Origin of the sequence: Rhodococcus sp. 15-649-2-2, from assembly GCF_002258645.1 — a bacterium.
Lineage (GTDB): Bacteria > Actinomycetota > Actinomycetes > Mycobacteriales > Mycobacteriaceae > Rhodococcoides.
Genome location: NZ_NPFM01000031.1, coordinates 501,295 through 515,310 on the forward strand (window position 1 = coordinate 501,295; position 14,016 = coordinate 515,310).

The window sequence follows — 14,016 nt, forward strand, 5'->3', positions numbered from 1 at the left end:
TCCGGCGTCGTGGGGGGCGGCACGGCATCGTCGCTGTTGGTCACGACAACGAGAGTGCCATACCCGCGACGGTCAGCTGTCGTCGCGCAGTTCGTAGTAGGGGTTGTAGACGATCTTGCGTCCGTCGCGTTCGCCGACGCGTCCACGAACGAGAACGGTCTTGCCCGGCTCGATACCGGCGATCTTCCGCCGACCGATCCACACGAGCGTCACCGTGTCGGTGCCGTCGAAGAACTCTGCTTCGATGTTCGCGTTGGCAGCCTTCGAACACGCTTCCACGCTGCGCAACCGACCCAACATCGTGACCTCCTCGCCGCGCGAGCAATCGCATGCGCGTCGGGCACCGGACGCTTCGGAAGATTCGGCCATCTCCTCGGCGTCGAGCTGATCGATGTCCTCGGTCAACTTTCGCGTCAACCGGCGAAAGTATCCTGCGGCAGCGGGTGCCATTGTGCGCTCCAGCGGTATGAGTCGTTCCGCAGGCTTCATTCTCGGAAGCAACTGCGGCGACGTGGGGGTTTGCCTCGTCAGGGCGGGTACTTCGCCACTGTAGACCCGAAGTGTCACACTGACCAACCACCGCCCCGCCCGGAACCGAAGCCGTGCACAATCGTGTCGTGCACAGCCGATTCGACACCCTCACCGCGGTCGTTCTACCTGGCACGGGATCGGACGCCCGGTTTGCCGAAGACGCATTCTCGGCAGCGTTCGCCGGTGTGGGATTGACCACCATCGCAGTCGAACCCGATCCGACCGGCGTCGTCGAGAGCTACGTCGGCGCGCTGAACACCGCAACGCGCAGGCACGGCCGAATCGTCGTGGCAGGAATCTCCCTCGGTGCCGCGGTCGCAGCACGATGGGCCGCCGACAACGCGTCGAGCACTGCAGCGTTGGCGCTCGCTCTACCGGCATGGACCGGTGACCCGACGGGCACTCCCGCGGCCCTCAGCGCCCAGTTCACCGCTCGATCGCTGCGCGAGGTGGGGCTCGATGACGTCACTACGGCCATGTCGTCGTCGAGCCCCGAATGGCTCGCTCGCACCTTGCGGCGATCCTGGGCCTCTCAGTGGCCGGCTCTTCCCGATGCCTTGGACGAGGCAGCGCGACACCGGAGTCTCGAGCTCGACGAGCTCGCACGGATCGAGCTGCCGACCGTCGTCGTCGGCGCGGTGGACGACGCGGTGCATCCGATCGAGGTGGCGCGGAACTGGGCGCGCGCGCTACCGAACTGCGTACTCAGAACGGTGACGCTCGACATGATCGGCAACGACGCAGGATGTCTGGGCCGTGCGGTTGTCGACGGTCTCGACCTGGGGTCGCCTCAACCGCCCAGTTGCTGAATTGCCGATCCCGATGCCCCGCGTCGCGGCGCTCGATCGCGCTCGGCCGCAGTCGACTGCGGTGCCGAATTCTGCTCAGATGCCGAATTCTGTTGCGGTGCAACGGGTTCAGCCTGCGGAGCCGGCGGTTGTGGCGATTGCTGCGCCGCCGCCTGCTGTTGCGAGGCAGCAGCAAGTTGCTCGGCGAGCACCTGCGGCAACACCACCGGCAGCGGCGTTCGAACGGGATGCGGATCGGTCCCCCGGTCGACCACGGTCTGCCGAAGAATCGTGTGTGCGAGTTGGACGAGCGGCTGCCCCTCGCCCACGGCGCCCGACGGCCCGGCCAGGACGCATCGGACCATCCACCGATAGCCGTCGACTCCGATGAAACGGAGATCGGCGTTGGCTGTGACGCCGTGCAGCTCACGCCCCCACGGACCCGTCTCGACCGTGGTCTCGGCCTTGTCGTTGCGAAGCGATGTCGCCAGGTCTGCCGCCACTTCGCGCCACTGACCGGGCGATTTCGGTGCCGCGTACGCAGCGATGGTGATGCGCCCGAACTGGGTGACGATGTGCACTGCCTGAGGGCTGCCCGCCTGGGACATCTCGACCTGGAGCTGGCCGCCTTCCGGGAGCGGAATCAATACCGAGCCGAGGTCCAGACGCGTCTTCGCTACAGTCTCGCGATCGTCGTCCAGGTCCTCCAGATCGTGGGGTCCGTCGGCGCCGGTGCCCGTGGGCTCCTCGTCCTCGACTCCATCGACGAATGCCTCCGCATCGGGTGCGGAGGCACTGCCGGCGTCGTTCTTCTTACGCCGTCCGAACATGTTCAGCTCTCTTCTTCTCGGTTGCTTCCACGGTCCCTGCCACCGACCGACGCCGTGGCGGAACTCACTGCTTCAGACTCGCATGGCCGCCGGTCGACCCGTGACCACCGGCCCCTCGAACGGTGTCGTCCAACTCGTCGACCTCGACGAACGTCACCAGCTCGACCCGCTGTACGACCAGTTGCGCAATACGGTCGCCCCGGTCGAGCACGATCGGGGAATTCAGGTCGTGGTTGATCAGACAAACCTTGATCTCGCCGCGATATCCGGCATCGATCGTGCCCGGGGTGTTGACGACCGACAGCCCCGATTTCGCCGCCAGGCCCGACCTCGGATGAATCAGCCCGACGGTTCCCAGAGGAAGAGCGACCGCGATACCGGTTCCCACCAGCACACGTTCGCCCGGCGCGATCGTGACAGGTGCCGTGATCCGCAGATCCACGCCTGCGTCACCCTCGTGCGCACGGGTGGGAATCGGTAGCTCGGGGTCGAGTCGGCGGACGCGCACCTCGGTCAGCGGAGATGCAGGCCACACAGAGTTCGGGGTTCGGTCGGCAGACGGATCCATGCCGGTCTCGGGGACTTCGTCGCTCACGTCGAACGAGACTACGCTGGCCTGCTCGTGCCTCGGTGTGGCGACTACCCTGGTGCTCGTGACTGCAGATCGACAGACCGAACCCGCGAACTCGGAGTCCGGCAACTCCACTCCCAGCACCGGGTCCGCCGACTCGGTGCTCTACTCGGAGCGGATCTGGGTGCCGCTCTGGTGGTGGGCAGCGGGGGCCGCCGTAGCGGTGTTGCTGGCGGCGGAGATTCACATGGGCGCACCGGGCATCCGGGCATGGTTGCCGTACGTCGTGTTGCTGCCGCTTGTCGCCTGGGCACTGTTCGCCTTCAGCAGACTGCGCGTCGAGGTAGTGGCCGAAACCGGTTCGACCGACGTCGAATTGCGCGTGGGCAAAGCACACCTACCGCTCGCTGTGGCAGCCAAGGCAGCGATCGTCCCCGGAACAGCAAAAAGTGCGGCGCTGGGCAGACAGCTCGATCCGCTGGCTTTCGTACAGCACCGCACCTGGGTGAAGCAGATGGTGATCGTGGTTCTCGACGACCCCGACGATCCAACACCGTATTGGCTGATCAGCACCAAACGTCCCGACGCGTTACTGGCAGTACTGTCCGCTCAAGGCGTCGAGGCACGCTGACCTCGCACCCGACCGACGGTCGGGGAACCGACGCACAGACCCGAGCCGATGATCAGGTCTGTGCGGAGAAGATCACGCCGCGCAGTCGCGGCACATCAGTACGCCGTTGGCGTCGCTGGCCAGTCGGCTCCGGTGATGAACCAGGAAGCAGCTCGAGCACGTGAACTCGTCCGCCTGCTTGGGAACCACTCGAACCGAGAGCTCCTCACCGGACAGGTCTGCACCCGGGAGCTCGAACGACTCCGCGGTGTCGGATTCGTCCACGTCCACCACTGCGGACTGGGCCTCGTTGCGCCGAGCTTTCAATTCTTCGAGCGAATCCTCGGATACGTCGTCGGATTCTGTTCTTCTCGGTGCGTCGTAGTCGGTTGCCATTGTTCTCGTACCCCTCATCTTCGTGCGTGTGTGTGGTGGGAGCTGCCGTTGTGGTCGGCTTGTGGCCGTCGGCTGTGAAGAGGGCGCTTGCTCACTCCCACCGATTGTTCGTACCTGTTCGAATCGTTCGTCGTCGCGCGGTGCCCGAAACTACACCGGGTAGTTCCCAAAACTCGCCGGTTGAAACCCGATCGAGACCTCGCTCACCTGATCGATGGTGCACCGGCGTCCGATTCTCGAAGCACCGCGGCCGCCAGACAATAGCCGAAGCCGGTCACAATCTCGAAACCGAATCGCCGGTGAGTCCATTACCTGCATGCACGCCGCAACAACACCGAGGCGGCCGTCTTCATTCCACGATCCACCGAAGGCGTCACGGCGCGGGTTTTCGGCTCCGAAACGGGAGGCGCGCCCCCATCCGGGAAGGGTCGGGCCCGAGTGCGCCGCCGCCGGGCACCGCGGGCATCTACAGTAGGCACCGCGTCGGTGTGAACCGACCCTGTGACCGGTCTCGGCGCCAGCCGAAGGAAAGGCGAAGATCAACTGTGGTTTCTCTGATCACCGAAGGCCGTTCGGCCGACGATCGAGGTCGTCCGTTCCGCCGCCGCCGGGCATTTCCCATTCTCGCCGTGTTCACGGCGCTGGCGCTGCTCGGCGTGGTCGTCTGGGTCAAGGTGTTCACCACATCCGAGGCCACCTCCGCAACCGCCGAATGCAACACGCCGACCACCACGGCCGCCACCGACGGCACGCAGCCCGTGCCGCTGGGTGACGAGGTCGACCCCGACACGCTGCTCGATGTCGAGCCTGCGGCACTGTCCGCATCGAAGGTGCGTGTCTTCAACGCCAACGGTGAGCGCGGCCAGGCGGCTCTGGTGGCGGCTCAGCTCATCGATTACGGTTTCGCAAGCGCACCGGACGTCCAGGTCGGCAACGATCCGGTCTACGTCGATCAGAACATGCAGTGCCAGGGCCAGATTCGCTTCGGTGCAGCCGGGGTCGCTGCAGCGAGCGCGGTATGGCTCGTCGCGCCCTGCGCCGAGCTCATCGAAGATTCCCGCACCGACGACTCGGTCGATCTCGCTCTCGGTACCTACTTCAGCGCGATCCAGCCGAACGACGACGCAGAAGAAGTGCTGCGCACGCTCGCCGGTACGGCGCCGGATGCTGCGCCGCAGCCGCTCGATGCCGACCTACTCGCCGCAGCGCGCGAATCGCGTTGCTGACGTCGACTCGACTCGTCAGCCAAGAATCGGATCGAGAGCGCCTGCGCTGCGCAACGCGGCCAGGAAGGCGTTCGAGATTCCGGGGGCCATAGCCACGGTCGCAGAGCCGTGCGCACTCGTCGAGTTCGCAGCAGGCAGCCGCACCACAGCTCCGGCCTCGGTAGCGATGAGCGCACCCGCGGCCCAGTCCCACGGACTGAGCCCGTGCTCGAAGTGGGCGTCGACCGCTCCCGACGCGACCATGCAGAGGTCGAGCGCTGCCGATCCGATCCGGCGGATGTCTCGTACCTGAGGCAGCAATTCGGAGATGATCGCGCCCTGTACCGCTCGACGACCCGACCCGTAGCCGAATCCGGTGGCCAGCAACGTCATCGACAATTCGGTGACGTCCGAGCACCGCAGTTGCTCCTCGATGCCGTCGGCCCCTCGTACGGTGGCACCGCGGCCCTTCGCAGCGGAGTAGACGAGATCGCGAGCAACGTCGACCACAGCCCCCGCCACACTGACACCGTCGATCTGAACGGCAACCGACACCGCGTAGGCCGGGATTCCGTACATGAAATTCACGGTCCCGTCGATCGGGTCCAGTACCCACCGCACACCGTCGAGCGACTCGTTCTCGCTCCCTTCCTCTTCCCCGAGAATGGAATCCGACGGTCGCAGCTGCGCCAACATCTCGCGCAGAACGCGCTCGGTTTCGGTGTCCACGACGGTCACCGGATCGGTCGGCGTGCTCTTGGACTGCACCGCGTCGTCATCGACACTCGAACCGCCACCGAACACCTGCGGTCGCCGCAGTCGCACGTGCTCGGCGGCACGCGTCGCGACGCGTTCGGCAACCTCGCGCAGCACGTCCACGTCTCGTGTATTCGGTTCGGTGTCCGACCCTCCCGCCGGCACCGGCGTTCCGGGCAATTGTGTACTGGCGGTGTCGTTCTGCGATCCGTCTGATTTCGGCACACGTACATCGCAACACACACCGACGGCCGAGCACCACCGCAGCGACTCACCGAACACATCGGGGCCGACTCGGCGTTCCACGAACACCGAAACGGCACTATTGTTCGGAAGCGACGGCACCACACGGATTCGATCAGGCCAGGAGCGGCATCCACATGACACAGGCAGGTTCGGACAACACCCCCGGCGGGGCAGCGCGCCACGGATTCGGCGTCGACGTCGGCGGCAGCGGCATCAAGGGCGGAATCGTCGACCTCGGCACCGGGGACCTCGTGGGCGACCGCTACAAGATCGAGACTCCTCAGCCGTCCACCCCGGATGCCGTCGCGCGAACCGTCGCGGAGATCGTCGCGCACTTCGAGTGGACCGGTCCGGTAGGCGTCACACTTCCCGCCGTGGTGACCAACGGCGTGGCTCGTTCGGCCGCCAACATCGACAAGTCCTGGATCGACACCGACGCCCGAGCATTGTTCGCCAAGGCCATCGGAACCGAGAACATCACCGTCCTCAACGACGCCGATGCAGCCGGAATCGCCGAGGACAAGTACGGCGGTGGCAAAGGCAAGGACGGTGTCGTCGTGCTACTGACGTTCGGCACCGGGATCGGCTCGGCAGTGCTGCACAACGGGGTGCTGCTGCCCAACACCGAATTCGGCCACATGGAGATCGACGGCAAGGAAGCCGAGCACCGTGCAGCGTCGTCGGTGAAGGAGAATCAGGGGTTGTCGTACAAGGAGTGGGCCAAGGAGGTCTCGAAGGTTCTGCAGACGTTCGAGGCGCTGCTGTGGCCGGATCTGTTCATTGCCGGGGGCGGGATCAGTCGTAAGAGCGAGAAGTGGATTCCGCACCTGACGAACCGCACTCCCGTGGTGCCGGCAACCCTGCTGAACACTGCCGGGATCGTCGGTGCCGCACTCGCTGCGGACAGCGCAGTTCCGTCCGCAGAAACCGGCACATCCGCTGGATCGGCCCACTGACACGCGGCGTCGCCACCCGCGTAGGACGAGGGTCGGTAACAAACTCCTGAGAGGTCGTTACAATGGTGTGTGCCGGTACGCAGCCGGCCAGAATCCGAAGACCTCTCCGCCGGAAACAACTCTGGCGTGACGCCGCACGACTTCGTCACGAAAGGGCGTACGTGGCAGCCACCGATATCCGTCAGACCGTAGATTCCGAGACCGAGTCTGCGGCACCTGCACCTGCTGTCAAGGCACCCGCTGCGAAGGCACCGGCAAAGAAGGCTCCGGCAAAGCGCGCCGCAGCCAAGAAGGCACCGGCGAAGAAAGCCGCAGCGAAGAAAACAGCAGCAACTCCCGCTACCGGGGACGACGCCGATGAGAGCGCACCCGGAATCGAGGACATCGACATCTCCGAAGGCGACCTGGCTGCTGCCGCCAACGATGTCGTCGAGGTCGTCGCTGCCGGTGACGACACCGAAGAGGACGCCACCAGCGAGCCGACCGCCGAGGACAAGGCGTCGGGCGACTTCGTGTGGGACGAGGAGGAATCCGAGGCGCTGCGTCAGGCCCGTAAGGATGCCGAGCTCACCGCGTCGGCAGACTCCGTCCGCGCATACCTCAAGCAGATCGGCAAGGTCGCCCTCCTCAACGCGGAGGAAGAAGTCGAACTGGCCAAGCGCATCGAGGCAGGCCTGTTCGCAGTCGAGAAGATGCGCGAGTCCGCGGAGAAGGGCGAGAAGCTCCCCGTCGCGCAGCGTCGAGACATGACGTGGATCTGCCGTGACGGCAATCGCGCCAAGAACCATCTGCTCGAAGCCAACCTTCGACTCGTCGTCTCGCTGGCCAAGCGCTACACCGGTCGCGGCATGGCCTTCCTCGACCTGATTCAGGAGGGCAACCTCGGTCTCATTCGCGCGGTCGAGAAGTTCGACTACACCAAGGGCTACAAGTTCTCCACGTACGCCACCTGGTGGATCCGACAGGCCATCACTCGGGCCATGGCCGATCAGGCCCGCACGATCCGTATCCCGGTTCACATGGTCGAGGTCATCAACAAGCTCGGCCGCATCCAACGCGAATTGCTTCAGGATCTGGGTCGCGAGCCCACTCCCGAAGAGCTCGCCAAGGAAATGGACATCACGCCCGAGAAGGTGCTGGAGATCCAGCAGTACGCGCGGGAGCCGATCTCCCTCGACCAGACCATCGGTGACGAGGGCGACAGCCAGCTCGGTGATTTCATCGAGGACTCCGAGGCCGTCGTTGCCGTCGACGCAGTGTCGTTCACGCTGCTGCAGGACCAGCTCCAGTCGGTACTCGAGACCCTGTCCGAGCGTGAAGCCGGCGTGGTTCGTCTGCGCTTCGGCCTCACCGACGGCCAGCCGCGCACCCTCGACGAGATCGGACAGGTGTACGGGGTCACCCGTGAGCGAATCCGCCAGATCGAATCGAAGACGATGTCCAAGCTGCGTCACCCGTCCCGTTCACAGGTCTTGCGCGACTACCTGGACTGAGTGACCCGATTCACCGAACGACGACCGTCGATCCTCGCGATCGGCGGTCTTCGTCGTCTGGGCACGGTGGTCGTCACAGAGGTGGTGCTGCGAAGGTTCCGTCCGGCCCGGGCCGATAGTCGAGCACTGCCGTGACGGCCGCGATCGGTAGCGGTCCGTACAGATGTGGAAAGCGCATCGACTCCGGATCGGACGGCACGCCGGGTTCCCATCGAACCGGTGCATTCAGTCGCGCCGGATCCAGACGGAGCAGAACCAGATCCTCACGCCCGGGGAACAGCCGATTTGCAGGTAGATGCACTTGCTGCGGCGTCGACAGGTGAACGAAGCCCACCTCGCCGTACGAGTCCGGTACGTATTCGGCCTGCCCCCGCATCGACAACCACTCCCCTGCGGTGCAGATGTGAACGAGGTCGTCCTGCTTACTGGTCACCGTTTCATTCTGCCGGGTGGAGCCCCCGTCAGGGCGGCGGAACGTCGACAACACCGCGATCTCTGCCGGATGGGAGCCCACCGACGACCACCGCCGCGATGACGGCCACGATTCCGACAGCCTCCAGGGTGGTGGGAATCTGAGTCAGCACCACGGCGCCGACCACCGTGGCCGTAGCCGGGAGAAGCGCCAGCAGCAGAGCGAATCGGGCCCTTCCGACTCGCACCAGGACGTACTGATCGAGAACGTACGGAACCACACTCGACAGCAGACCCACGCCCAACCCCAGAACCCAGATCCGCCAGTCCCCCAGAGCATCGGCATGAGCCAGCGCAAACGGCCCGAACAACGGCACGGCCAGAATCACCGACGCGATGCCGAACCCGGCCGCCATATCGTCGAGACCCTGACCTGCATCGGCAACGGATTTACCCAGAACGATATAGGCGGCCCACAAGGCCGCCGAGCCCAGCGCGAATGCGATTCCCACGAGGCCCACTTCGCCGCCCTCGAACTGCGCGGAGGCGATGGCACCGACGCCGGCGACGACCAGGAGTAGCGCACACACGTCGGCCGGCTTCCTCGACCCGGCTGCTGCAACCGCGATGGGCCCGAGAAACTCGATGGCTACGGCCGCGCCCAGCGGTAGCCGGGCGATGGCCTCGTAGAACATCGCGTTCATGCCGATCGTCGCACCGCCGAATGCAGCTGCCGTACACAGTCGCCGCACGGACCACGTGCCGCCCGCACCGGCGCGGTGCTGCCAGGGCCGCCGCCAGATCACCAACACCAGCGCCGCACCGAAACCACGCAGCCACGCCACCGCGGCCGGATCGACGGTGTCGAACAAGAACACACCGATCGCCGCACCGACGTACATGCACACCGCACCGATCACGAACAGCGACGGAATACCCAGCTTCGATGCGCCGGACAGCGAATGAGAAGTCGAAGCCACAACGGCGACCCTACTGCCGCGGCTCGCTGCGAGCCGTGTCTGCTCTCAGCGAACAGATTTCACGGCGTTCCAGCTCGTGAGGCATGTTTCGTGTTAGTGACAACACAAAGAAACGCGCTCGGGAACAACGCATGACCGCCATACGTCTGACAGAGTGAACGAACCGCGCCATACCGACGCGGCGGACCGGCCCCAGGCGAACGGGACAACCCGCAAGCCAGTACGGAGGAGTCATGCCCGGAACATTGACCAGCCCACAATTGACAGCAGCGGACCGGTGCGACCGGTGCGGTGCAGGGGCTCGCGCGCGTGTCGTGCTCTCGACCGGTGGAGAACTTCTCTTCTGCGGTCACCACGCCGCCGAGCACGAAGCCCGTCTGCGTGAAGTGAACGCAACGGTGATGACCGAATCGGACTCCACGGTGTAGTCCACCGAGACGTCGGGGGAAACAGGTTCGCCACGATCGAATCTCACGGAAAAGCGGACGGTCTTCGGACCGTCCGCTTTTTCGTGCGCTCGCGCTACATCTTTCGCAACTGGGCGATCCGCTCGCCCAATTGATCGGCCGACGCCATCGCCGTCGGCGGGCCGCCGCAGATGCGTCGCAGATCGCCGTGAATCACGCCGTGCGGCTTCCCGGTGCGATGGTGGTACACCGCAACCAAACTGTTCAGTTCACGCCTCAGGCCGGCCAGCTGGCCCGCACTGGCGGCCCTGTCGTTGACGACGGGAGGGGCCGGAACGGCCGGGCCCGCCGCGGGCTTGTCGATCTGTTCCTGCTGACGCTGACGCAGCAGGTCCCGCATCTGCGTGGCGTCGAGCAGACCGGGCAGACCGAGGTAATCCGCTTCCTCGTCGCTGCCCGAGAACGTCGCGGTTCCGAACGAGGATCCGTCGTAGATGACCTGGTCGAGTTCGGCGTCCGCGCCCAGGGAGGTGTACGCCTTCTCCTCCTCGCCGAGTTCGTCCTTCTGCTTGTTCGCGTCGGCCAGGAGCTCGTCGTCGAATCCGTCCTTCTCGCGGTGCGGCTTGCCGAGAATGTGGTCACGCTGCGCCTCGAGCTGAGATGCCAGATCCAACAGCACCGGTACCGACGGCAGGAAGACACTCGCCGTCTCCCCCTTACGCCGCGAACGCACGAATCGACCGATCGCCTGCGCGAAGTACAGCGGAGTCGACGCACTGGTCGCGTACACGCCGACGGCCAGACGCGGAACGTCGACGCCCTCGGACACCATGCGAACGGCAACCATCCACCGCTGGTCGCTCTTGCCGAACTCGGCGATCCGAGCCGAGGACGTGGGATCGTCCGAGAGGACGATGGCCGGCGTCTCCCCCGTGATCACCTCGATGAGCTTCGCGTATGCCCGCGCCACCGTCTGATCGGTGGCGATCACGAGCCCGCCCGCGTCGGGCATTCCGCCCGCGCGCAGCTGAGCCAACCGTGTATTGGCAGCCAACAACACTGCGGGCATCCAGTCGCCCTGCGGGTCGAGTGCCGTCCGCCATGCCCGCGCGGTCTGCTCGGCACTGAGCGGTTCACCCAGTCGGGCGGTGTATTCCTCACCCGCGCTGTCTCGCCAACGCGCCTCGCCGGAATACGCAAGAAACACCACCGGTCGAACGACGCCGTCGGCCAACGCGTCGGAATATCCGTACGCGTGGTCCGCCTTGGACCGCATCAACCCGTCCTGGTCCGGTTCGTAGTTGACGAACGGAATGGGACTGTCGTCGCTACGGAACGGCGTACCGGTCAGAGCGAGACGTCGCGTCGCGTCGCCGAAGGCCTCGCGAATGCCTTCTCCCCAGCTCTTCGCATCGCCGCCGTGGTGAATCTCGTCGAGGATCACGAGGGTCTTGCGCGCTTCGGTGCGCACCCGATGCTTGAACGGATGCGAGGCGATCTGTGCGTACGTCACGACCACGCCGTGATAGTCGCTGGACGTCTGACCGGTCGAGTTCGAGAAGCGTGAGTCCAGAGCGATCCCCACCCTCGCCGCCGACTCCGCCCACTGATGCTTGAGGTGCTCGGTCGGTGCCACGACGGTCACCTGATCGACCGTGCGATGGGCCAGCAACTCCGCAGCCACGCGCAGAGCGAACGTCGTCTTACCCGCGCCCGGTGTCGCGACGGCCAGAAAGTCCTTCGGTGAGGCCACCAGGTACTTCGTCAGCGCACGCCGCTGCCACGCGCGCAGCGGCGCTCCCCCGCTCACGGGGGCAGCTGCCTGCTCGGATTGTGGTGTGGGATCGAACATGTCAGCGCTCACTGGCCGCCGGTTCCTGGCATCGATGTACTTCCTCGCGCTCTCGGTAGCCCTGCAGTGTCCGCCGTGGAGCCTATCGCTCCACACCGACCGATCCCGCATCGCTGGGGTGAACCGGACGCGACACGGCGGGTCGGTCGTTAGGCGAAGACGCCTTTCGTCAGGAATGCTGGAGAGACCATGAGTGAGTCAACAGGCACAACGCCGACACCGGAGCGGTTGTCGGCGAGAAAGCCGATACGTGCGGTGTGGAAAGTGACTCTGCGCACCCTGAGCAAAGCGTGGGACGACTCGATCTTCAGCAAGGCCGCCACGGCAGCGTTCTGGCAAACCCTCTCGCTGCCGCCGCTCCTTCTCGGTGTGCTGGGCAGCCTGGGATTCGTCGGTGGATGGTTCGGCCCCAACACCGTCGACATCATCGAGTCCAAGATCATCACCTTCAGCAACACGCTCTTCAGCAGCAGCGTTGTCGATCAGATCATCGCTCCGACCGTCCGAGACGTCCTCGCGCAGGGAAGCGGCGAGATCGTCTCGGTGGGTTTCCTGCTCTCGCTGTGGGCCGGCTCGTCGGCGATCTCGACGTTCGTGGACTCCATCGTCGAAGCGCACGGACAGGCCGACGCGCGAAATCCCGTCTGGCAAAGGTTCTTCGCCCTGCTTCTCTACGTCGGCTTTCTCGTCATCGCGGTGTTCGTGCTCCCACTCGTCGCGCTCGGACCGGTGTACGTCCAGCAGATTTTGCCCGATTCGTGGATCACGTTCGGCAGCGAACTGATCGACTTCTTCTACTACCCGGCCGTCGGTCTGCTGCTGATCATCGGTCTGACCACGCTGTACAAGCTCGCCCTGCACACCTCGCTGCCGTGGCACCGACTGCTCGGTGGGGCTCTGCTCGCAGGCGTGTTCTTCATGATCGCCAGCGCGGTGCTCCGCCGATACCTCACCTGGGTGACGAGCACGGGGTACACCTACGGCGCGCTGGCCACGCCGATCGCATTCTTGCTGTTCACGTTCTTCCTCGGCTTCGCCGTCGTTCTCGGAGCCGAGTTCAACGCCACGATTCAGGAGTTCTGGCCGGCCCGGGCAACTCGAATGGACCAGATGCGCGAGTGGATCGCGGCGCAGGCAGCGACCGACGACAAGCCGTCGGGACCGGTGACGGCCGTTGCTCGACGGCTCGCCACGGGACCGATCAAGCTGGCCGGAGATCGTGGCCGGCCGGATCGCCGCGAGCCCACCGCCGAGTAGGTCGTCACTCGCCTTTCTTCAGGCCCTCGTAGATCTTCTTGCAGTCGGGACATACGGGAGATCCGGGCTTCGCGGACTTGGTGACAGGAAACACCTCACCGCACAGGGCGACCACGTGTGTACCCATCACGGCGCTCTCGGCGATCTTGTTCTTCTTCACGTAGTGGAAGAACTTCGGCCGGTCGTCCTCGGTGGTCTCGTCCGGCGCAATGTCGGGACGGTCCTTCGTCTGAGTGCTCATGAACACAGATTAATCCGTGGATCCACAGCAAGGGGTAACCGGTTCCACAGCTCGTCGTATGCATTCTGTGAGCGGTAGTGCCACAGTGGAGGTATGACGAGAACCCCAGGGTTCGACGGCAGCGCGTACAGCGACTCGCCGGATGGGCCTGTACTGATCACCGAGGCACAGCAGTCGGTCGAAGAGCAGCACAAGAAGCGTGTACGCAAGTACATGTTCATCATGTCCTTTCGAATCCCGGCGTTGGTGTTGGCTGCCCTCGCCTACGGAATGTGGATGAATCCGTGGATCTCCATGGCGATCGTCGGAGTGTCCATTCCGCTGCCGTGGATGGCGGTGTTGATCGCCAACGATCGACCGCCCCGCACGAAGGACGAAATGAGCCGGTACGACTACCGAACCGTGGACAAGCCACAGTTGGAATCGACCAACCACCGAGTGATCGAACCGGGCGACGACTGACGCCTGCCCAGAGTGCCGATGCGA

The 14,016-nt window shown here is 65.1% G+C and carries 17 protein-coding genes; 8 read left to right on the top strand and 9 right to left on the bottom strand.

Annotated features, from left to right (window positions below):
- Positions 1-72: 72 nt before the first annotated feature.
- Positions 73-450: an OB-fold nucleic acid binding domain-containing protein gene (locus tag CH305_RS23065; RefSeq protein ID WP_032378440.1), complete on the bottom strand. Its 378-nt coding sequence runs from the start codon at positions 448-450 to the stop codon at positions 73-75.
- Positions 451-617: 167 nt separating this feature from the next.
- Here CH305_RS23065 and CH305_RS23070 point away from each other — a divergent pair, with 167 nt between their 5' ends.
- On the top strand, positions 618-1,340 hold the full coding sequence (locus CH305_RS23070) for an alpha/beta fold hydrolase (RefSeq protein ID WP_249305459.1): 723 nt from the start codon (positions 618-620) through the stop codon (positions 1,338-1,340).
- Here the strand turns inward: CH305_RS23070 and CH305_RS23075 are convergent.
- Positions 1,322-2,149 (bottom strand): DUF3710 domain-containing protein, encoded by an 828-nt coding sequence (locus CH305_RS23075; protein ID WP_037153123.1) that lies wholly within the window; start codon positions 2,147-2,149, stop codon positions 1,322-1,324. The genes CH305_RS23070 and CH305_RS23075 overlap by 19 nt on opposite strands.
- A gap of 64 nt (positions 2,150-2,213) precedes the next feature.
- Positions 2,214-2,717 carry a dUTP diphosphatase gene (gene dut, locus CH305_RS23080; protein WP_094705284.1) on the bottom strand — a complete coding sequence of 168 codons (504 nt, stop codon included), beginning with the start codon at positions 2,715-2,717 and terminating at the stop codon, positions 2,214-2,216.
- A gap of 163 nt (positions 2,718-2,880) precedes the next feature.
- Here dut and CH305_RS23085 point away from each other — a divergent pair, with 163 nt between their 5' ends.
- Positions 2,881-3,351: a DUF3093 domain-containing protein gene (locus CH305_RS23085; protein ID WP_094705286.1), complete on the top strand. Its 471-nt coding sequence runs from the start codon at positions 2,881-2,883 to the stop codon at positions 3,349-3,351.
- Between the two features lie 72 nt (positions 3,352-3,423).
- Here the strand turns inward: CH305_RS23085 and CH305_RS23090 are convergent, their stop codons facing one another.
- Positions 3,424-3,726, bottom strand: coding sequence for a DUF4193 domain-containing protein (locus CH305_RS23090; protein ID WP_027496891.1), 303 nt, complete (start codon positions 3,724-3,726; stop codon positions 3,424-3,426).
- A gap of 545 nt (positions 3,727-4,271) precedes the next feature.
- Between CH305_RS23090 and cei the strand changes: the two genes are divergently transcribed.
- Positions 4,272-4,952, top strand: coding sequence for an envelope integrity protein Cei (gene cei / locus CH305_RS23095; protein WP_094704966.1), 681 nt, complete (start codon positions 4,272-4,274; stop codon positions 4,950-4,952).
- A gap of 15 nt (positions 4,953-4,967) precedes the next feature.
- Here cei and CH305_RS23100 read toward each other — a convergent pair whose 3' ends face one another.
- Positions 4,968-5,810: an inositol monophosphatase family protein gene (locus CH305_RS23100; RefSeq protein ID WP_094705288.1), complete on the bottom strand. Its 843-nt coding sequence runs from the start codon at positions 5,808-5,810 to the stop codon at positions 4,968-4,970.
- A 257-nt stretch (positions 5,811-6,067) separates the two neighbouring features.
- On the opposite strand from CH305_RS23100, the gene ppgK reads away from it, so the two are divergent.
- Both ppgK and CH305_RS23110 read left to right on the top strand, forming a co-directional pair.
- A complete protein-coding gene (gene ppgK / locus CH305_RS23105; protein ID WP_032403292.1) occupies positions 6,068-6,889 on the top strand; it encodes a polyphosphate--glucose phosphotransferase in 822 nt (273 codons plus the stop codon).
- Positions 6,890-7,050: 161 nt separating this feature from the next.
- The gene (locus CH305_RS23110; RefSeq protein WP_032403291.1) at positions 7,051-8,382 is read left to right on the top strand and encodes an RNA polymerase sigma factor; all 1,332 of its coding nucleotides are present in this window, start codon (positions 7,051-7,053) and stop codon (positions 8,380-8,382) included.
- Between the two features lie 73 nt (positions 8,383-8,455).
- Here CH305_RS23110 and CH305_RS23115 read toward each other — a convergent pair whose 3' ends face one another.
- A complete protein-coding gene (locus CH305_RS23115) occupies positions 8,456-8,815 on the bottom strand; it encodes a DUF952 domain-containing protein (protein WP_094610477.1) in 360 nt (119 codons plus the stop codon).
- A 28-nt stretch (positions 8,816-8,843) separates the two neighbouring features.
- Complete coding sequence (locus CH305_RS23120) at positions 8,844-9,773, bottom strand: DMT family transporter (protein WP_094704967.1); 930 nt, start codon at positions 9,771-9,773, stop codon at positions 8,844-8,846.
- Between the two features lie 233 nt (positions 9,774-10,006).
- On the opposite strand from CH305_RS23120, the gene CH305_RS23125 reads away from it, so the two are divergent.
- Entirely contained in the window at positions 10,007-10,201 is a 195-nt protein-coding gene (locus CH305_RS23125) for a hypothetical protein (protein WP_032377734.1), read from the top strand.
- A gap of 94 nt (positions 10,202-10,295) precedes the next feature.
- Here the strand turns inward: CH305_RS23125 and CH305_RS23130 are convergent, their stop codons facing one another.
- Complete coding sequence (locus tag CH305_RS23130) at positions 10,296-12,032, bottom strand: DEAD/DEAH box helicase (RefSeq protein ID WP_032403290.1); 1,737 nt, start codon at positions 12,030-12,032, stop codon at positions 10,296-10,298.
- Between the two features lie 189 nt (positions 12,033-12,221).
- On the opposite strand from CH305_RS23130, the gene CH305_RS23135 reads away from it, so the two are divergent.
- Positions 12,222-13,289 carry a YihY/virulence factor BrkB family protein gene (locus tag CH305_RS23135; protein WP_052058624.1) on the top strand — a complete coding sequence of 356 codons (1,068 nt, stop codon included), beginning with the start codon at positions 12,222-12,224 and terminating at the stop codon, positions 13,287-13,289.
- 4 nt (positions 13,290-13,293) lie between these two features.
- Here the strand turns inward: CH305_RS23135 and CH305_RS23140 are convergent, their stop codons facing one another.
- Complete coding sequence (locus tag CH305_RS23140; RefSeq protein WP_032378432.1) at positions 13,294-13,530, bottom strand: DUF3039 domain-containing protein; 237 nt, start codon at positions 13,528-13,530, stop codon at positions 13,294-13,296.
- A gap of 93 nt (positions 13,531-13,623) precedes the next feature.
- Between CH305_RS23140 and CH305_RS23145 the strand changes: the two genes are divergently transcribed.
- Positions 13,624-13,992, top strand: coding sequence for a DUF3099 domain-containing protein (locus CH305_RS23145; protein WP_094704968.1), 369 nt, complete (start codon positions 13,624-13,626; stop codon positions 13,990-13,992).
- Positions 13,993-14,016: the final 24 nt, after the last annotated feature.